This is a genomic window from Photobacterium kagoshimensis, from assembly GCF_050337045.1.
In the GTDB taxonomy this organism is placed as follows: domain Bacteria; phylum Pseudomonadota; class Gammaproteobacteria; order Enterobacterales; family Vibrionaceae; genus Photobacterium; species Photobacterium kagoshimensis.
Genome location: NZ_JAKJSO010000010.1, coordinates 152,723 through 172,887 on the forward strand (window position 1 = coordinate 152,723; position 20,165 = coordinate 172,887).

The following is a 20,165-nucleotide window of genomic DNA, read 5'->3' on the forward strand; positions in this document are numbered from 1 at the left end:
AAATAAAAAGAGGCTCGTTGCACTAACGAGCCTCTATAAGCAGGGATGTCTATTTAGAGATATTTACTTTTTATAGCGTTTTTAAGAAACCTTCAATTTTGTCTTTATGCATGTCATACATCACGCACTGTAATCGTTGAAAGGGATAGCTCGGCACTAACAATTTGGTGCGTATCAGCGTCAACGGCAAGGTGGAGCTTACGCCATAAACGTCGCTTTTCAGCGCCATGTTTCTTAGCATTCCATTCGCCATCACCAAAGACTTTTAGCCCTATTGCATCAATGGCTAGATGACGAATTTCACCTCTGGCAAGTTTTTAATTGAAACATCAACATCCTGGGCTCTTCGACTGAGACGTGTGTAATTAGGGCAACGCAGTGAAATTTTCATTAACGATAATATTGAGTTAATGAAGCCTTCCGTTGCACGCCGTGATAGGCTGAATAATCGATTGATTATCAATGCTGTCGTGATGGATAGGTCGGAATATTGATTACCACGCCCACCGTGGTGAGATAAGCATTCCCATGACGAAATTACTTACTCATCGGCCATATAGCGAATGATGCTACGTGAGCGATCAGAGCATCGCTTTCGGAAAGAGTTCAACTAATTTACGTAACAAAGCCTATTAAAGATGGAATTTAAAAACTATTGCAAAATGTAGAGAGCGTTTTATGGTTGGAGTTACTTGAAACAAAATATGATATGGGTCGCAAGTCTATTTTTATTTGAACAAGTTGGCATGAGTTTTATTTACAATAAATTATAGATTAATAAATTTAGTTAGGTTCTTAGTTTATGAATAATAGAAAATCAGATAGCAGGATTAAACTTCTAATTGAACAAGCGAATATTTTAGGCTTGAGGCATATTAAATATGGAACATATAGAAGTCAGTTTATTAACGAAATTTCTAGCCTTGCTAGCATATGTGAAAAGTGATTTTGAGCAAGGAAGGAAAACCGAGTTACAAGCAATTAAAGAAATTGATGAAGAAAAAAACAATCTATTTGAACAAGGGGTACAAATTGCTATAAGAGGTGTTGGTGTTATTGCAGGGGCTATGCAGATTGGAGCTGGTGTTTGTTATAAGTCTGCGGGAGTATTGTGTGCCTCTGTTGGAGCTCCTCTTTTAGCTCATGGTGTTAATAATGTATATGAGAATAGTGTAGGTGGGGATGAAGAAGGGATTGTCAGAAAAGGATATCGAAGGGCTTCAAAGCTGCTAGGTTACGGTAACCGAGAAGCAGATATTACTTATGGAGTGGTAGATCTGGGTTTATCTGGTTATGGTCTAATAAATACTTTGAAAGTCGTACCAAATGCATCTGTTTCTAATGTTAAAAAGTTTAAACTTTTTAGGTACTCTTCGTACGATTATATCAAAGGGTATAGAACAATGAGCAAACCTGCGCTAATGACAGAAATATCTGCAGACACTGTTACAGTTAAAAATCTTTATGAGAAGAAATAATGTCTTATTTATTCGTGGGCTTCGTATTGTTATTATCATACATTTACTCTCGTTATATTGAAAGTATAGGTCTACCAACATTTCATTTGATCATTTATTTGTTTTTGTTTGGTGTTTGTTGGGGGGCGAATTTATGGCAGGTTTTTCAGGAAGGTACTCTTTTATTTGATTATTTTGGAATTAATATGATTTTTAACGAGTATGAGAGAGTTGGAGCACTTATTATACTAATGATTCATGGTTTTTTAATTCCTCACAATAATAACCCGCAAAAACTTGATTGAATATATACCAATATCAAAAAATAAGTAATATTAAATACGCTAGGCAAAAGTTATCACTAAGGACTCTCCTTTCCATCAAAACTGTAGAACTTACCTGTATCGTTCGGGGTGAGTTTCTCTAAGAGTTCAAGTAGGCATTGTGCTAAGTATGTGGCGGGAGCGTATTGGCATTCAGATTATGTTGGAAGAACTCAGTATCAAACTCTTTAACTGACTTCTCTGGAGTTTTACCAGCTTAAAATAGACCTCCTGCAGTGTTAATTAAAATATCTAGGTTTGTGATACTTTCATCTAATTCTTACATCAGAATTAGATGAAATATCGGCTTTAAACCACACTAAATTATCGTGCTGTATTTGTGGTTGAGTGGAGCGATAGATTGCGTACAGCGTGGCCTCGATTATTAGATAGGCTTTGTTGCGCAATAGTGATTTCACGCAAAATTAACCGTCAAATCAGAGTAAAAGTCTAATTGAATTTTAAGCTTTAACGGGATCCTAGACTTCAGAGACCTTTTTGTTGCTTAAAGAATAGCGATTGCAGTGGATAATTCTTTTATGAAAGTCATACAGTATGCACAACTTGATGTATTGACTCACACGAAGAAAGGGCTATCATTTGCTACTCAATTCATTTCCAATAAAGGAGGTACATACTATGTTGATAAATACACGTATTCCGCTACGTACCTTCTTTACACCTATCGCCTACCTTCAGCGCCCGCTGATCGCTTAGCTAAGGCAGTAAATATTCACTATTTACTGCCGCCAAAGACACACACAATCAGCCGACTATGAACTCATCCGTAATCACTTAATGTGTCACGGCACCTGATTGTGTGCAGTCCATTTGCGGCCTATTCTTCAAAGCAAGCAAATACAAGGCAATACAATGACAGTTAAGCATTGGTCAAAAATGGAAATGCTCCATGAGACAGTACAAAACAAAAATATCACTTTAAAAGGCACGCACAGTTACTATAGCGGTGCATACGATAACGGCTTTGAACAATCCGTCGTACGCTACCTCCATGGTGATGAAGTCAGTAAACACTGGGAGCCACGCTGGGAGATAGATAAACTCTTTATTGGTGACTACGTGTGTATTGGCGCTGAAGCCGTCATTCTTATGGGTGGTAACCATACCCACCGTGCAGATTGGTTCTCGCTGTATCCTTTTATGGATAAAATTGAAGATGCCTATCAGTCTAAAGGGGACACTATATTAGAAGATGGCTGCTGGATTGGTATGCGCGCCATGATAATGCCAGGTGTTACTGTCGGTGAAGGGGCCATTGTTGCAGCAAACAGCGTAGTCACTAAGGATATCCCGCCTTATTCCATTGTAGGCGGTAGCCCAGCAAAACTAATTCGTACACGCTTTTCAGAAGATGTTATCGCACGATTATTGGCTTTAAAGATTTATGATTGGCCTGAAGCCAAGTTCGAGGCATTAAAAGACATCATCTGTAGCGATAATATCGATGCATTAGAGCAAGCTCACCGTGCCTTTGAGCATAATATTTAAATCATAATGTCGCTTTGAAAGGCAAAATATTATGCTAACAAGAAGCCAGTAAGGGATTATCCTTACTGGCTATATCACACTTATAATCAAAATAATAAAGCGCGTTGACCATTATTTGCTCTATTACTGACTAAGTTTGACGGCTTGCTTTCTGCGACTAAAGCCGATGCCAGCTAAGCCTAGCCCTAATAGCGCAATACTTGCAGGCTCTGGCACTTTGTATACAAAGTTATCTGCATTATATGTTTCAGCGACGCCACCTTGAGAACCCGATGTAAGCACAATAGAGGTAATTGCCATATCAGATGTGAAACCAAAAAATTGCCCATTAAATGAGTCAGGTATTTCAGCAGCCAATACAGTGCCACCTGCATTAATACTAATGCCTAAACCCTCTCCGCCAGGCCTTAAATCCCAATTGGCACCAAAAGCAAAAATGTCAGAATCAAAAGTGATTGTCGTGCTATTGCTTGAAGTTAGTCGATCATTTAAACGACTACTCGCAAAACCAAAACCAGTATGTCCACCGCCTTGAGTAGTAATAATAAAGTCTTCACTGCCGTCATTAGCAAAACCAGTAAAATCTTCTTCAGAGAAAGAACCAACAGCTGCTTCCCAGTCTGCTCGTAAATCTCCAGCACCGACACCATCAAAGATATCAATAATTGCTGCTTGTGCGCCTGTTGCTGCCATACTTCCCGCAACAATTGCTGCGCCGAGTAATGTCTTGTTAAAGTCCATATCAACCTCTCTATATTGTGCTTGGAGAATCTCGTTCGGTTCTAATCAACCAAGTTATTGTCGAACACATTAGATAATGCAAATAGCAGGCCCATTTTTAAGACTGGTTTAACGCATTAATTTAAAAGGAATAAATGGATTTTTATCAAAAGACGTTTTGCAGAGGTGTAAAAAATTCTGACGAATTTATTGGTCGTAATGAATGCGTTAAGCAAACAATAGCCTTACTTCCCACAATAAGGGAAGTAAGGGTGATAATCGGGTTCAGTGAAGGTTACTGCGCAATATCCAATTGATTAGCGGTCACGCCATTAGTACGGAACCAACCCGCAATACTAAAACGCGGCTTATTGGTTGGCAGCACTTCATGCGGAAACTGCTCAGATAGAAACACAAACAGACGGCCTGATTTTGGCGGCAAAGTCGTAATAATGTTGCCATCTAAATCATAAACCACTAACTCGCCTGCATCTTCTTCGCTCCAGGTGTCGTTCATGTAAAAAACAGTCGTTAAACGACGGTTCTCGTTACCATGAAAACAGTCAAGGTGCTTTTTATAGAAATCGCCTTTTTCGTACTTAGCAAAGTGCGCTTCGTATTCAAATAAACCAAGATAGAAATGTTGATTCGCTGCACGGCGGATAGATTCCATACGAGATAGGAAATCATCCACAGCCGCGCCTTGGCTTTCCGCTAACCAGTGGATCTTATCACTGCGAATAGAAGCCTCACGCATCACTTCATCGTTTCGACCAATACACGCTTTCTTCCACTCATCAGGCATGCATGCTTTTAATTCTTCGACTTGTTCAGTTGAAAGAAAGTCATCCCAAATGTAGTAACCGTTTGTATCTAGCGCTTCAATTAACTTGTTCATCAACATTTCATTGCGAATTATTCAGGGATGCGCGTTATATAACCATCACCCTGTCGCAACAATTCAATTTCCTTATCGTGATGATAAAGCGCATTATTCCACTATTCGAATCAATGGATTAGTACTCAAAATTACACAATAATCATTTGAGGATTTTATGCTATTGATAATAGATTTCGCTTTTGAGCCTTTTTACCTCCATTTTCGAGTAGAATACCCCCGCTTATTTTTACTCTATACGGATTCATCATTTTGCATACTCTTTCTCAGCTAAAATCTGGCGAATTAATTGGTACGAAACGCCTCAAACTTGCCGAAGGCCTAACCACTTTTCCTCTCGAAATTCTTACCTTAGCTGATACATTAGAAGTGCTAGATTTATCAGATAATGCGCTAAGTTCATTGCCAGACGAACTTTCAAAACTGACCAAACTCAAGATCATTTTTGCGTCGAATAACCAGTTCGATACGCTACCCGCGGTACTGGGACAATGCCCTGAGCTTGAAATGATTGGCTTTAAATCTAACCACATAAATCAAGTACCAGAAGCGTCTTTACCACCTAAGCTACGCTGGTTGATCCTAACGGATAACCGTATCGAAGTGATGCCAGATTCATTAGGTGACCGCCCTCGCTTACAAAAGTTGGCATTGGCAGGTAACTGTTTGACGGCTTTGCCACAAAGCATGGCGAAGTTAGAGAACCTTGAGTTGTTACGTATTTCGGCTAATAACCTTCAGCAATGTCCAGAGCAGCTTTTCCAGCTGCCAAAGCTGGCGTGGTTTGCGTTTGCTGGTAACCCTTTTTGCCTGTCTACATTGAAAGTAAAAACGGTTCCATCAGTATCATCTAAGCAATTTGAACTGGCAGAAATACTTGGGCAAGGCGCCTCAGGCGTTATTTCGAAAGCAAGCTGGAACGGTAACCATGCAGGCTTTCCTGCGGATATTGCAGTAAAAGTATTTAAAGGTGAAGTCACCAGTGATGGCTACCCTGAAGACGAGCTACAAGCATGCTTAAAAGTCGGCAACCATCCTAACTTGGTACAGTCACTTGCCCAAGTGAGTGAAGAAGGCTATCTGGCCCTGATCATGAATTTGATCCCATCGCACTACAGTAACCTAGGTTTGCCCCCTAGCTTAGAGACTTGTACGCGCGATACATTCCCGACAGATTTTGCTCTGCCTATCGCGGATATAGCGAAGATTGTTAAGCAAATGGAAGATGTGTTTGCCCACTTGCATGATAACCAAGTGTGTCACGGTGATTTGTATGCACACAACACCTTGTTTGATGCTGATGCGAACATCATTTTTGGTGATTTTGGTGCGGCGTCTATGTATCACATGCTAACGCCACAACAGCAACAACAAATACGTACCATAGAACAACGTGCGCTCCACCACTTTATTGACGACTTACTAAGTGTGTGTGCAGAGGCAGATAAAGAGTCGAAAACTTACCAAGATTTACTCGACCGTATCTAGTCTCTAGCTAGCTAAGCCGAAAACAAAAATGGCGGGCTCATTCGTTGAGCCCGCCATTTTTAGCTATAAGCACGAAAATTCAATAGAAGTGCTCAAACAAATTCTATCTATTAACGACGCTTATCATTGTCACGTGTAGGCTTTCGCTTGTTCTTTGGCACGTAGTTTAGAATCGAGATTGGTAGCTCTTTACGCGGCTCAAACCCTTCTTCCACCTTACGTGTTAATAGGTGACCTAAGCGGCTTTCAATCATACATAGGTTTTTAAAATCGTCTCTAGACACAAGTGAAATCGCTTCCCCCGATGCGCCCGCACGACCTGTACGACCAATACGGTGAACATACTCATCCGCTGGGAACGGTAAATCATAGTTAATAACACGATCAAGATCGTCAATATCGATACCACGCGCAGCAACACCCGTTGAAACAAGTAGCTTCAGTTCGCCTGACTTGAATTTTTCAAGTACTTGCTCACGTGCAGCTTGGCTACGACCACTGTGAATCGCTTCTGCTACAATGCCACGCTTTTCAAGCTGAGAAACCAATTTCGCCGCACCGTGCTTAGTTTCGATAAAGATCAGCGCTTGTTCCCACTGATTCTCTTTAATCAAATGGCTCAGCAATGATGACTTCATGTCTTTATCAACAGGAATTAACCATTGATCAATCTTAGGTGCAGTATCCGCATCAGCCTGTACAGAAATTTCGATTGGATTTTCGATTGCGGTTTTAGCTAACGCGCGTACTTGCTTAGATAAAGTCGCAGAGAACAATAAGTTCTGACGGTCTTCTGGTAAGCGTTCCATGATTTTATTGATGTCTTCAATAAAGCCCATGTCCAACATGCGGTCGGCTTCATCAAGCACCAAAACTTCAAGCGCATCAAAATGCAGCGCACGTTGGGTGTACATATCCAGCAAACGACCTGGGGTCGCTACTAAAATATCAACGCCGTCAATTAAGCGTTGCTTCTGATCTGCGTAATCAACACCACCGTACATAGCCAGTGATGTGTGCTGAGAGTACTTACTATATTGTGCAATATTCTTCTCTACCTGAATCGCAAGCTCTCGCGTAGGCGTTAAGATAAGCGCACGAATACGTTTTGCACGTACCATCACTTCATCATCAAGCATTGTTAGCAATGGCAGTGCAAAGCTGGCCGTTTTACCCGTACCTGTTTGTGCGCCAGCAATTAAGTTGCGCCCTTTCAGAATAGCGGGAATGGCCTTCTCTTGAATAGGTGTTGGACTGGTATAGCCCAATTCAGTGACGGCTTTTAGGATTGATTCGTGTAATCCAAGCTTAGAGAATGACATGTAGGATCTCGGTAGAAAATAGTAATTAACAGCTATGATAAAAACATGGCTGAAAGCATAGCCGCGTAGTTTAGCAGAATCTGCCGCTAAGATGCACCGCATCTCTTTTCTTGTACGATCAAAAGGACACACTATGGCAAAGGTATATACACCACCCAACGTTTGGGAAATGGATGATAACAATGGTGGCGCATGGGCAAGCATCAACCGCCCTGATTCTGGCGCAAGACACGAACAAGCGTTACCTGTTGGTTCGCACCCATTACAGATCTACTCGATGGGCACACCAAACGGACAAAAAGTGACTATCATGCTTGAGGAGTTATTAGCACTTGGTATTAAAGAAGCAGAATATGACGCCCACCTTATTCGTATTGGTGACGGCGATCAGTTTTCATCTGGTTTTGTGGGTGTAAACCCAAATTCAAAAATCCCCGCATTAGTCGATTACTCCGAGGAAGTGTCCGTTAACGTGTTTGAATCTGGCGCGATATTGCTTTATCTCGCTGACAAGTTTGGTCACTTCTTACCTAAGGATCTCGCAACACGTACTACCGCCATGAATTGGCTATTTTGGTTGCAAGGCTCAGCCCCTTACTTAGGCGGAGGCTTTGGTCATTTCTATGCCTATGCCCCAGAAAAATTTGAATACCCAATCAACCGCTTCACCATGGAAGCAAAACGCCAGTTAGATGTGCTGGATAAACAATTAGCCAACAATACTTACTTGGCAGGCGATGAATATTCGATTGCGGATATTGCCACTTGGCCATGGTATGGCAATTTGGTGCTAGGCAAACTGTATGATGCCGCAGAGTTTCTTGATGTTGCCAGCTATAAGAATGTTGTGCGATGGGCGCATCAGATTGCAGGAAGAAAAGCAGTACAGCGCGGTCGGTTAGTTAATCGGACTTGGGGAGAGGAATGGGAACAAGTGCCTGAGCGTCATAGCGCAGAAGATATTGATAAAGTAATGGCAAAGCAAAACTAATACAGATTTTGTTAGCTTTCACGCCTTAACATTACGCGATATGAAATACAGAAGCACCCAGCTAGGCTAGGTGCTTTTCTTATCGTGCGTAGGATTGTTTATTTTCTCTCGAACAACTTGATTCGATGATGTTACTTAGTATTAGTTTGCTGTAGCCAGTGCGAATGTTTCACGTTTATTGGCAACCGAAATCAACATCAAGCCAAATACAGGAACAATAATTGCCGCGTAAGGGATCATGCCTGCGCCCAAGTTGCTATCTAGCACCATACCACCAAGGAAGCCACCGAACGCATTCGCTAAGTTAAATGCTGAAATATTTGCAGTCGCTGCCAGCTCTTGACCTTCACCACCGTGGTTCATTACTCGTAATTGCATGGCGGGTACGTTTGCAAAAGAAGCGATACCAAAAACAAATGCTGCTGCAACGAATAACAACTGATTACCTGCAGTTAAACCGACAAGCACCAAAGAGACAATCATTGCAAATGCCCAGAACATAGATGCTTTATGAAGGTTTTTATCAGAAGAATGTCCACCTACAGTGTTACCTACAATTAGGCCTAGACCAACAATAACCAAAATCCATGTTACAGCCTCTTCACCGTAGCCTGTAATGTGGGTGGCAATGGGTGCAATATAACCGTAAAGCGTCATGAAGCCAGACCATGCAAACACCGTGATCGCCAAGCTCATCAACAACATTGGGTTTTTAAATGCCATTAGCTGCGCTTTTACATCTTTTGCTTCACCATGCCCCGTTGATTTAACCACGCCCAGAATGAATACCATCGCGACCAAGCCTAAAGCGGCAACAGTAATAAAAGTGTTGTGCCAACCAAATTGTAAGCCAATCCAAGTACCACCAGGAACACCCAGTACATTCGCCAATGTTAAACCTGCAAACATCTGACCAACCGCTCGGCCTGCCATTTTCTCAGACACTAAGTTTGTCGCAACAACAGCACCAATACCGTAGAAAGGACCTTGAACTAAGCCGGTTATCACTCGGCTTATCATTAAAATTGTGTAGTTGGGTGCAAAGGCTGACATCGCGTTACCAAGAATAAACAGCACCATCAAGCTGGCAAGCACCGCTTTTTTATTAAATCGCGCGAGATATATCGTTAGAATCGGTCCACCAAAAACAATGGCTAATGCGTACGCACTGATGAGGTAACCAGCTTGCCCCTCTGTAATTGATAGTGATGATGCAATTTGCGGAAGCAGGCCTGCAATCACAAACTCCGCAGTACCAATCGCGAATGCAGCCAGTGTTAAAATCCATACCTGTAATGGCATTTTTTCTTTTTTCATAATCATCTCAATTCTTTTTCTGATGAGTCTTGGAAAGTATGTAACCAGTATATTCATCAAATTAAATTTGATAATTGAGTAAAATTTAAATTCATTATTCACCATAGGCGAACAATGAATATCAAGAGAACTAAAAGAAGGGCTTATAGCTTTATAAACAGCAGAAACGAAAAAGCCGCTGAATCTCTTCAACGGCTTTGTACACAAGGTGCTTTAACTGTGTTGAGCTACTTTACTGTAGCGGTGTGATACGAATGTCTGCAATTTTCGCTTCATTTTTCACACCATCAACGCCACCAGCGTATATATATGTTTCATTCGATTTGAGGTAACTCATATTAAAATGATCCTTAATCGTGAACTGGTATACCTTGCCCTGCTCTAAATTGACTTCAACTGGGGTTGAATAACGCATCCCTTTGTTCTCACCAATGTGCCCCATCTGTATATAACCCTGACCAATCACCTTCGTCGAATCATCAAACACTTCAATCTTCTTCACCGTGTTTGTGATACCAGTATTTAGCTGACCAAGGTTATTGTTATACCAAGCGGCGATTTGATAAGTCCCTGTCTTAGGAACAGCAAAGCTAGTCAGGCTGTTTACAGGTCCACTATTTTGATCAACCGTTACCACGGAGACACCTTGCTTAAGTGTGTGGTAATCACCTTCAAGTTTGACGCGAATTTCATCACCCACGCACACAGGCTGGCTTGGGTTTGAACGGAAACCTTGGTCATTAACACTTTCGGCGATGTAGCAGGCAAACCCTTGTGGGGTATCAGTATATTGCTGTGCTGTGACACCTTTTTGAATAAGCTGCCCGTTGCGGTACAAGTTAACCTTGTATTTACTCTGAATATCAACCGCAACGCCTTTAGCACCACCATTATCAAGCGCTTTCGCCGTTAATGTTGGCTCTTTCGGTGAGTACACTTTGCTATCATCACTCGCGTAAGGCTCCACGCCCGCAATGACCTTGATCGTGTCATCATTTCCAACCAACGCACCTAGAGTGACATGGTAGTTACCGTTTTTATCGGTTTGTACATGATCAACTGGGTAATAACCAGACATGTCATCACTTGCTGGTGGTAAGTCGATAGTGACTGAGACTGTTTTTCCTTTGAAGCTAAAATTTTCGAGTGTGATTTGCTGAGAATGCGCAAATAAACTATTGCGGATCCATCCGGTAATAAACGGGTTAACCTCTAGTTGCCCTGTTTCGGTATGAATACCGAAGATCGTTTCCACCACCATGTTGAGGTAGCCACCAACCGACCAAAGTTGGCGCTGTGAATTAATCACAGGGCCATCAAGGCTGGCGTCTGCACCATGGTCGCTATGAATAATAAAGGACTTACCTGATAGCCATTCGAGGTTTTCCATGTTAGACAGGTTCGTGGCTGTTCCGCGCACCAAAGATTGCACCGCATTATTCGCTGCGGCCACGTTCAATGTTTGCTTCGCGGCGCGCAAGCTATAAGCCGTCACAAACGGCCAAATCGCCCGATTATGATAAACAGGTACATCGGGCTGCTGAGGGAAGTACACGGGCACCCCAAATTCACTGTGTGGGTAATTGGCCATGATCTTCTTGGCTTGCTCATCACTCGCAATGCCACTGATGATCGCTAATGATTCACCCAGCATGTCATATTTATCTACTGCGATATCTTGGCCGTTATCAAACAGGTAGCTAACGTACATGCCACGCTGCGCATTCCAGAACTTATCATTGATCGCTAATTTTAACTGCTTAGCCCATTCGCCATATTTAACCGCATTTTTTGAATCAAACTGCTCAGCCAGTTTCGCCGCTAAGCACATCGCGCGGTAGTGAGTAACGTTAGTCGACAGCGCTTTACTGCTACCAATCGCATTCACATCTTGCGGTGTCCACGTTGAGTATGTTTGATCGCGCCAATCAAGGAAGGATTGCTCACCAGTGTACAAGCCAGATTGCAGATCAAAGGCGGCTAGGCGATCAGCTTCCAGTGTATTACTGATCGCATTATAAGCACGCTCTGCAAATTGGTCGTACGCTGCACCGTCTAACGCTGACAGTAATCGCTCAGCACCCAGTGCCCACGTCGTACGGTCGGTACTGATCGGCCAACTCCCCCCCGTACCTGTATCTTGCACAATTTGCTCGCCGTCGTATTGCTTTCCAGTATTGGCACGAAAGCCAGACAATTTGAAATTAAGCCCATTCTCAACCCGTGTCGGGTTCATCAATGCTAACGAGAGATCAGCGGCATAGGCTAAATCACGGGTCCACACATAGTGCCACTTGGCACCGGTTTCAAACACTTCCGCTTTAATTGGCTTATTGTAGTTATAGTTGCCGTCTTTAATTTCAGACACAGACAACTGACTCAGCTCTTTCAAGCTCATCGCAAACAGTGCATCAAAGGCAAGATCACCCGATACTACTCGCGGGCCAGCCTGTTCATTCACAATTAAGCCTTGATCCAAGGCATCACGTAACTCTGTCGTTGTTGAAATACCAAATTCACGCTGTTTGGCTTGTGGATCTTTAACAGAAAACACCACGGTATCTTGGGTGCCATCAAAGTTGGAAAATTGCTTTGCTTCTTTATTTTGATGGCCGTTGTGAACCATAGCAGGATCTATAATGGCCTCTGAGTAATATTTCTCGGCTTCAGCTTGAGTCGCCTTGGTTACCGTCATTGTTGCACGGCTTTCATTGGCAAAACTGACAGAAAACTTGTAATAGCCCTTTTCTTTAAAAGTAATGACTGAGTTACAGTCATCGTTCATGCAGTTTTCATTTGTGTCTGGTTTCGGATCGTAGTCCTGCGCTACGTCAAACTCAGTGGGTTCAGTAAAATGGGTGTATTCTAGCTGCCAACCAGGGTCGGCAATCTTAAACTGGTTACTACCGCGCGCCACTCTCAGTACCGTTTCGTACTCGTTATCACCTAAATAATTCAGCTTGGCATGCGCTGCCGTACCCCAATCACCATTTAAACCACGCAGATACAAGTCTTCGCTGATGATGGGTTTATCTTCAGGTTTCGGCGCAACAGTCGGCATATTTACACTCTCTTGTGAGTCAGAGTTAAAATTACACCCGGCAAGCCCAATACATGATGCGACAGCAAGCGCGATAATACTCGGTTTCATCTTCATCCCTTCCATTCGTTATTTGTGCGTCAGTGTAAAAAACTCACTCTCACAGGAAAAATAGGTGGGATGCGCCAGGTCATAGATAAAAGCTATATCTCGACGAACAGCCGTGATCTAGATCCATGAAATATGTTTATTCTGACTTGAGCATGATTTCAAATTTGTGATTTACAAGTATATTTGTGCAAAATGGCTCGCATTTTTAAGGAATATGACATGGATAAATCTCTGCAACAGTTTTTACTTGTCGCACGTTGTAAAAGTATTAGCGCCGCAGCAAGAATGGCAGGACTGAGCCAACCAACAGTCACCAGCAATCTAAAGAAGCTTGAAGAAAGCCTTGATGTCGTTCTGTTTGAACGAACATCTAAAGGCATGATACTGACCAAATATGGGCGTATTCTTTATCGTCACAGCAACGCGATGCAACATGAATATAACCTTATGGTACAAAGCATAGGTGAAAGGAAGAAGTATCAAGTTGGCAAAATTAAAATCGGCACTGGCGATGCATGGTGGCCACTGTTTGTAAAACAGGCGCTGGATGAACATCTCTCGCAATCACCTTTAGCGTCGACCCATGTTGAATTTGGTAATCACCTGTGTTTAATGGACTCGCTGATCAACGAAGATATCGAATTTTTCATTGGCCATGAAATCGTGGGGTTATCTGAAAAATGTGATGTGACTTTTATCCCTCTTTTTCAAACGACCGATACTTATTTTGTCTCACCTGATCACCCGCTTTTAGGCAAAACGGTAACAGAAGAGATGCTGCACGAATACCCAGCCCTCTCGGTCACTTATGATGCAAAAAAATTCAGTCATATCGTCGACAACCCCACCCCAAAACAATACGAGCGTGATCGTCAGCAACTTGATGAACGCGCCACTTATGAGCTTGATTCTTTACTTGCGAGCATTGATGTTCTTAAAAATAGTGTGGCGATCATGCCTTATACCAAGGCGCTACAAACGTACCTTGAATCTTTCGGGCTACAATGCCTAACCATGGAAAAAAATCCTAATTCAGGCACTGTGGGTATTTACCATCACCGAAGAGAGACATCAGAATCTCACTTGGTACTCATGGAAAGGATCACTCAACTCGCCGCGAAACTATAACCGTATATTTGTGTAAGCAAGCAATGTGGTGATTATTAGCCGATCGCCAGTGATGGCAGTATAATTAACATCAATCGCCATCGGTTTGCCGCTTAGACTGCGCCGCGTCATTTAGGGGTCACTTACCCATATTCATTCAAAATATCACGGCGCTAATATCAGTAGAAAATCTATTTGTTGCCTAATGTAACGATAGCAGAATAATAAAACATCGAAGATTAACTAGCCTGATAACCTATAACACAATTTCTGCCCGCTTGCTTTGCTCGATACAATGCAACATCCGCATTTTTAAGACACTGAGCAATATCAAGGCCATGCCTATATTCGGCAAAGCCAATAGAAACTGTGAATTTTGGAATCCCCTCTAAGTCAATACTCTCAACCTTATAGCGTAAACGGTCTAGAATAGAATGTATGTCTGATGAGGATGTTCTTTTACCCCGAAGAATAACCAAGAACTCTTCGCCTCCCCATCTAAATGCTACATCAGACTCCCTGATACCGCTCTTAATACAATCAGAAAAGGCTCTAATGGCTTTATCTCCGATATCATGCCCGTAGTTATCGTTTATCTTTTTAAAGTTATCAAGATCAAAAAAGCAAAATGCCTTTGTTCTATTGTCTACCTTATGCTCCTTAAAAGTATCCCTCCTTCTTAATCCAGATAGAGCATCTATCTTAAGCCCATATAAGTAACTTACTATCAATGACTTAATAAGGATTATAAATATAGATGCAGGCGCGAGTAAGATAAGCAAATCAATCACTCTATTTAATTCAAAATCTAAGAGAATTGCGTTCATCTTTGGGTCATAACTCTTAAATTTGAGAAGGTAATTACCTCTATCAATTTTTTCTTTGCGTATATCCGTTAACCCCACCCCTAAGAGTAAATCATTTACAAAAATAGGGTACGATAACGTAAAAACTAAATCATAAGGTGGAAAAGCATTTTCATATATATCACTAATACAGTACTCACTCTCCTTTTTTTTTCTTGCACATTGGTACCAGGGTCGACTCTTACTATCAAAATTGGATGTTACAAGTTCAGAATTAGAGATATTAGTACCATTTTCATATGCAACATTTAACTCTCTAAACTCCTTTATCATATACAATGTTTTTACTAAATCACCGCTCCCTTTTAGTTCAGAGTGAATAATTATTTGTTTGTTTAATTCAGAATACTCTTTTGCTCTGTTTATTTCGAAGTGTACTTTATCGTGAATTTTTTTATGCTCATAGAATAGTAATACAACTAAAGACGCACACATGATAACAGTTGAACTGAATATCACATTAACAATATACTTTTTATGTAATGTATTTATAATAATGCCCTCCTTACATCTTGGATACATTATCACGATCAGCCTAAATGGCAGTTCGACAATGTAGTTGAATAATATTTAACAGCCATTATTAATACGTTGAATTTCAATTGAAACTCAACATCCAAAATGACAAATCATTACCACCTTATTGAACAAAAGGATTATATATAATATTTAACATTACCTTGAATATAAAATATCATTTTAATATAAAGTATACTGAATAATAGGCATATACAATAGAAAGAAGTTAAATATACACTAACCGTGACTAATAACAGTTTAGGTTTACTTCAATTTATAAAATAAATATGAAAATCAATTATTATCGAAATAACTGCTAACATTAACAGTATGACATACCGTGCTTACCAAGTAAGACTTAGCCCTGCCTTATTCGATATCATAACATCAGGCGATCATTACAACCTATAGTCGTTCTAGCTCTACGCTAATTTATGGGTAGAAAACATCCCAATAGTTATTGACTAACCAGAATAGCCAGCTGATAGTTTCAATCTTCGCTTTTCACCTGTAAAGTACGCGGCATCGAGCATTCTTGCTAGGCTTGAACTAGCAATATAAGTAACAATACAGAGTGTAACCATGAATATCGAAAATGATGTAATCGAAACCCTAGACCAACTAGAAAGCTTTCTTATTTCAATAGAAAATGGCGGTCTTGGCCTAACAAATGTTGCAGGTATTGCAATGGCTACCAACAATACCGACGGCCGTCCATTCGTTGCTGTTCTTGATGACAAACATCAGTTACTACTGGGTCGTTGGGTTTCTCAAGACGTTTATGAAAACGGTAAAGAGATGGTGCGCACTGGTCCAAAGCGTAACAAGCACTAATTACGGCTTAGACATGATGCCATCCTTCATCGGGTGGCGTTTTTTATTGGCCGAACAATGTCATCGTAAACCGTTTAAATAAAAATCCGCCCTCTTAACCCAAAGACAAAGACATTACTTTCTGTCGAAAGTATGGGGTTATTGATCCACTGTATATCCGGTGTCAGCTGAATAAACTCTCCAAACTGCATATTATAAAAAACCTCAATAACCGATTGACTATCATTCGTTCCCCACGCCTCTTTATTTGCTTGGCTCCAATTCACTGCAACACCAAGGTTATTCGTTGGCGCGCCTAATCCAAAGTAACCAAGCCCTGCCGAGACAGAAACATCATATAACGCAGCATCACCTTCAAATGAAAATCCACCACGCAAAAACGGCATCAGCTGCGGCGTAACAAAGTAACTCAACGAATAATTCAGCCCTTGGCTTGCAAACGCGCTGTGCCTGGTACTGCCATCGTCATTAAAGGTCGGGTCGATGTGCCAATACGTCAGGTGAATATTATCTGTATATATTTGTTCTTGCGAAGCAGTCCAACCCACCTCTAACGTTGTAAAAAGATCGTGTTTATTAAACAACGTCTCAAAACCTTTAAATACTTCATCTATGTCTGAACGACCATTGGCATCCGCCAAACCTGCCACAATATAAAAATTTGGGGTGATCATATGAGCTGCAGATAGCGCCAACAGTCCATCATCTGGTAGCCCCATTGCGCCAGACCCCGTTTGAAATGCAAGATTGGAAAAAGCTGTCCATGGACTAGCTAAAGCATAAGTATCAACGTAATCCGTCACATCTTGGAAGCCAATAATGAATGAGGTTTTACCGTCATTGAGGCGCTGCTTCCAATGAAGATTCGTGAGGCGCGTACCTTGATCATTAAATGCGGGCTGAATAAGACCAATGTAGCCCAAACCTTCTTCACCACTCAAACCCGATATAAAACTAAAATCTTTAGGAGGGTGATCTGAATAGGCATGACGATGTTCGACTTTCCACACCACACTCCCGACATTACTAATATTAGGTTCAATAATATCCCATTGGCCATAAAAGCGAGCGACACCAGCACTGGTATTAACACGATTACCGTCGCTGCCATTGGCAGAAATAAACCCGATAGCATTATAATCAGCCCCTAGGCTCACACCTCTTTGCGAGAGATCATCACGCCACGAACGTTTATCAGTTGATTGTTCTGAAAGTGTATTATCAACAGAGTCTGGGCCGCCAAAATTAGCCCCTGCTACCGAGGCAGAGAACAGTGAAGTAAGCAGTAATCCACTAAGATTTATACTCGAGTATTGCATAACTAGCCCTATCAAATCGCGCTAATATTCAGGCATTATTCACGACGGTTAGATTGCTCATCATTCCTAATTAAAGCTATTGGTAATCAATTACTTTAGATGCATTCAAACTGTATCCCATCGTGATATTACTGGTTCCATCTACGATATAGACATCTTCCGATTCAACAGATGAAGCAATGACGCCTTCAACCCAAACTGGATATTGAACGTTTATCATCTTGTAACCTTCAGGAAAAGATATACGGACAATCTGATTTGCTGGCGGTGGCGGCATATGAATACAAGCTCCAGCCACAGGAACGAGTAAAAAGTCAGTCACCACCATAGCATCCGAAAACTCAATGGGGACAAGAAAACCGGGAATGCGTACATGTTTACCATCGAAGGCCGTAGTGATCGTTTCAGCCGCTTTTTTTTGCGCTTGTATGTACAGCCTTCGTAATTCAAGCAGTTCATCTGCATCAACACCTTTTGCGTTTAACTGCTTTTTAATTAGTGTTATTCGGTCCAAAGCTTGCGGATCATCAGACTTCATCAAAGTAAAAATCTGTTGAATCTGGCGCCTATTTTCATCGCTGAGTTCAGGAAGTATCACCGGATTAGGATCGACTTCAGGCCTTAATGTTTGCCAATCAAGCGTGATTGGATCGTTAGCAAAACACCCTAACGATATAAAAAGAAATAAAAAAGGAATAAGTCTTTTCAACATTCAGCCCCTTTCATCAAAAACTCAAATGGCAGTAATTAACACAATAAAAACTAAAGGGTATTTTTGTAAATAACGCCATCTTTCATTATTAACTCAATAGTTTCAGGGCTTGCAGGACGCTTTTCAGCATCAAACCATTTATCACCCGTACCCACGACAGAAAAATCATCTAAGGGATTACCATTAAGCAGCAAGATGTCGGCATACGCGCCAGTTTCAATCACGCCCAACTTAGCTTTCGGGTATGGATTAGTAAAATCACCGGTTAATTTAGATATCTCGCCCCCTACAGATGTCAGGGTTTTCAATGATTCATAAGGGCCGAAGAACGCATTATTTAAATGTTTTTCGTAAGCTATTTGAATGTTACATGCATCTACAGAGCCAACACAGTCAGTCTGAAACCCCCGTTTAACTGGGCACTTCTTCATATTAGGGATGTAGTTTTTAAAGGTTTCACTCGCTGATTTCGCTTTTGCTAAACTCGAAGCTACATTTTTAACGGCAGGAATATCCAAAAGGCCAGGATCAAATGCCGTTAAGTTAGTCGTTATATATGCGCCTTTTTCAGTCATGACTTTCGCAATATCACAGTCAAACGCGAAGCCATGCTCAATCGAGAGCACTCCCGAATCAAGAGCACTAAGAATGGCTTCTTTACGGTAAGAGTGCGCCATCACATAACTACCATAACTCTCAGCAACAGCCACGGCAGCTTTGATTTCTTCAGGAGAACCCGCCAACAGTTGCCAAGGGTCAAATGCTGACACGACTCCGCCAGACTGCATGTATTTCAATTGAGTCGCCCCCATTCGGAAATTATTTCTTCCGTACTTGTTAACGTCAGCAACACTATCAACTTCTTGCGCCATATTCAGGCGTCCAAAATTTGTTTCGCTACCCACAGGAGCCGTGAAGTTTGCAAAATCAGCGTGTCCCCCTCTAGTACCAAGAAAGGCACCCGATGGATAATAACGTGGACCAACAATTTCCCCTGCGTCTATGGCTCTCCTTAAACCGCCGTTTGCCCCACCAGCATCACGTACCGTCGTAAAGCCTTGCATCAAATACATCTCTGCCATTCGAGCACCATGAATAGCAAAATCTTCCCAAGTCATATTTGCTTCCATCGCTGGCAAATTTGGCCCCATGAGCATCAAGTGCGCATGGTTTTCAATAAAGCCTGGCGTGAGGGTTTTTCCCGTACCATCAATAGTCGTCGCGTCATCTCGAACTTTAATGTTTTTGTCAGAAATAGTTTTGATGATATTCCCTTCAACCAATACATAATGATTTTCAAACAACTTATTTTCAATGCCATTAAATATATCGACATTCTTGAATAGTATTTGTGCAACAGGTTTTTCTTCTGCAGCTAAAGCTTTTGATATCATTAAGATAAATAGTGGTGCGAGAATAACAGTCTTCATGTTTAGTCCCTTCTATATAGAATATTTTCACCTTTACCATCATAAAGTTGAAATATAAAGGGTGAAAATCTCATCAAAAGTTAAGACCATGCGTATTACATTGTCAATAAAATATAAAAAATAGAATTCAAGAAATAAGAATAATATATAAAATAAAAACAACAGTATTATATTAACAGCATGAATATGAGCATGTATAACC

15 protein-coding genes and 1 pseudogene are annotated in these 20,165 nt (G+C 41.4%); 6 read left to right on the forward strand and 10 right to left on the reverse strand.

What is annotated here, in order from left to right; all coding sequences use genetic code 11:
* Positions 1–128 precede the first annotated feature (128 nt).
* Positions 129–505 (reverse strand): annotated as a pseudogene (locus tag L4C35_RS06350) (transposase); the annotation flags it as partial.
* Between the two features lie 376 nt (positions 506–881).
* Between L4C35_RS06350 and L4C35_RS06355 the strand changes: the two are divergent.
* Together L4C35_RS06355 and L4C35_RS06360 are read left to right on the forward strand one after the other, a co-directional pair.
* On the forward strand, positions 882–1,478 hold the full coding sequence (locus tag L4C35_RS06355) for a DUF4225 domain-containing protein (protein WP_428462084.1): 597 nt from the start codon (positions 882–884) through the stop codon (positions 1,476–1,478).
* A gap of 1,175 nt (positions 1,479–2,653) precedes the next feature.
* Positions 2,654–3,289: a CatB-related O-acetyltransferase gene (locus L4C35_RS06360; RefSeq protein ID WP_428462085.1), complete on the forward strand. Its 636-nt coding sequence runs from the start codon at positions 2,654–2,656 to the stop codon at positions 3,287–3,289.
* Between the two features lie 123 nt (positions 3,290–3,412).
* On the opposite strand, the gene L4C35_RS06365 is transcribed toward L4C35_RS06360, so the two are convergent.
* Positions 3,413–4,030 carry a PEP-CTERM sorting domain-containing protein gene (locus tag L4C35_RS06365; protein ID WP_428462086.1) on the reverse strand — a complete coding sequence of 206 codons (618 nt, stop codon included), beginning with the start codon at positions 4,028–4,030 and terminating at the stop codon, positions 3,413–3,415.
* 274 nt (positions 4,031–4,304) lie between these two features.
* Positions 4,305–4,907 carry a 2OG-Fe(II) oxygenase gene (locus L4C35_RS06370; protein WP_428462087.1) on the reverse strand — a complete coding sequence of 201 codons (603 nt, stop codon included), beginning with the start codon at positions 4,905–4,907 and terminating at the stop codon, positions 4,305–4,307.
* A gap of 252 nt (positions 4,908–5,159) precedes the next feature.
* Here L4C35_RS06370 and L4C35_RS06375 point away from each other — a divergent pair, with 252 nt between their 5' ends.
* Complete coding sequence (locus tag L4C35_RS06375; protein WP_428462088.1) at positions 5,160–6,395, forward strand: leucine-rich repeat-containing protein kinase family protein; 1,236 nt, start codon at positions 5,160–5,162, stop codon at positions 6,393–6,395.
* A gap of 110 nt (positions 6,396–6,505) precedes the next feature.
* On the opposite strand, the gene L4C35_RS06380 is transcribed toward L4C35_RS06375, so the two are convergent.
* Positions 6,506–7,717 (reverse strand): DEAD/DEAH box helicase, encoded by a 1,212-nt coding sequence (locus L4C35_RS06380; protein ID WP_428462089.1) that lies wholly within the window; start codon positions 7,715–7,717, stop codon positions 6,506–6,508.
* A 133-nt stretch (positions 7,718–7,850) separates the two neighbouring features.
* Here L4C35_RS06380 and yghU point away from each other — a divergent pair, with 133 nt between their 5' ends.
* Positions 7,851–8,708: a glutathione-dependent disulfide-bond oxidoreductase gene (gene yghU, locus L4C35_RS06385; RefSeq protein ID WP_428462090.1), complete on the forward strand. Its 858-nt coding sequence runs from the start codon at positions 7,851–7,853 to the stop codon at positions 8,706–8,708.
* Between the two features lie 141 nt (positions 8,709–8,849).
* On the opposite strand, the gene L4C35_RS06390 is transcribed toward yghU, so the two are convergent.
* Both L4C35_RS06390 and L4C35_RS06395 read right to left on the reverse strand, forming a co-directional pair.
* Positions 8,850–10,025, reverse strand: a complete 1,176-nt coding sequence (locus L4C35_RS06390) for an MFS transporter (protein ID WP_428462091.1) — start codon at positions 10,023–10,025, stop codon at positions 8,850–8,852.
* A 232-nt stretch (positions 10,026–10,257) separates the two neighbouring features.
* Positions 10,258–13,176, reverse strand: coding sequence for an MGH1-like glycoside hydrolase domain-containing protein (locus L4C35_RS06395; protein ID WP_428462092.1), 2,919 nt, complete (start codon positions 13,174–13,176; stop codon positions 10,258–10,260).
* Between the two features lie 219 nt (positions 13,177–13,395).
* Between L4C35_RS06395 and L4C35_RS06400 the strand changes: the two genes are divergently transcribed.
* On the forward strand, positions 13,396–14,304 hold the full coding sequence (locus tag L4C35_RS06400) for a LysR family transcriptional regulator (protein ID WP_428462093.1): 909 nt from the start codon (positions 13,396–13,398) through the stop codon (positions 14,302–14,304).
* A gap of 218 nt (positions 14,305–14,522) precedes the next feature.
* On the opposite strand, the gene L4C35_RS06405 is transcribed toward L4C35_RS06400, so the two are convergent.
* Complete coding sequence (locus L4C35_RS06405) at positions 14,523–15,671, reverse strand: diguanylate cyclase (protein ID WP_428462337.1); 1,149 nt, start codon at positions 15,669–15,671, stop codon at positions 14,523–14,525.
* Between the two features lie 579 nt (positions 15,672–16,250).
* Here L4C35_RS06405 and L4C35_RS06410 point away from each other — a divergent pair.
* Positions 16,251–16,502 (forward strand): hypothetical protein, encoded by a 252-nt coding sequence (locus L4C35_RS06410; protein WP_428462094.1) that lies wholly within the window; start codon positions 16,251–16,253, stop codon positions 16,500–16,502.
* Between the two features lie 74 nt (positions 16,503–16,576).
* Here the strand turns inward: L4C35_RS06410 and L4C35_RS06415 are convergent, their stop codons facing one another.
* The 3 genes from L4C35_RS06415 to L4C35_RS06425 all read right to left on the reverse strand — a co-directional run bounded on the left by L4C35_RS06415 (position 16,577) and on the right by L4C35_RS06425 (position 19,963).
* Complete coding sequence (locus L4C35_RS06415; protein WP_428462095.1) at positions 16,577–17,821, reverse strand: carbohydrate porin; 1,245 nt, start codon at positions 17,819–17,821, stop codon at positions 16,577–16,579.
* 76 nt (positions 17,822–17,897) lie between these two features.
* Positions 17,898–18,533 carry a DUF3299 domain-containing protein gene (locus tag L4C35_RS06420; protein WP_428462096.1) on the reverse strand — a complete coding sequence of 212 codons (636 nt, stop codon included), beginning with the start codon at positions 18,531–18,533 and terminating at the stop codon, positions 17,898–17,900.
* Positions 18,534–18,583: 50 nt separating this feature from the next.
* Positions 18,584–19,963, reverse strand: a complete 1,380-nt coding sequence (locus L4C35_RS06425) for a metal-dependent hydrolase family protein (protein WP_428462097.1) — start codon at positions 19,961–19,963, stop codon at positions 18,584–18,586.
* Positions 19,964–20,165: the final 202 nt, after the last annotated feature.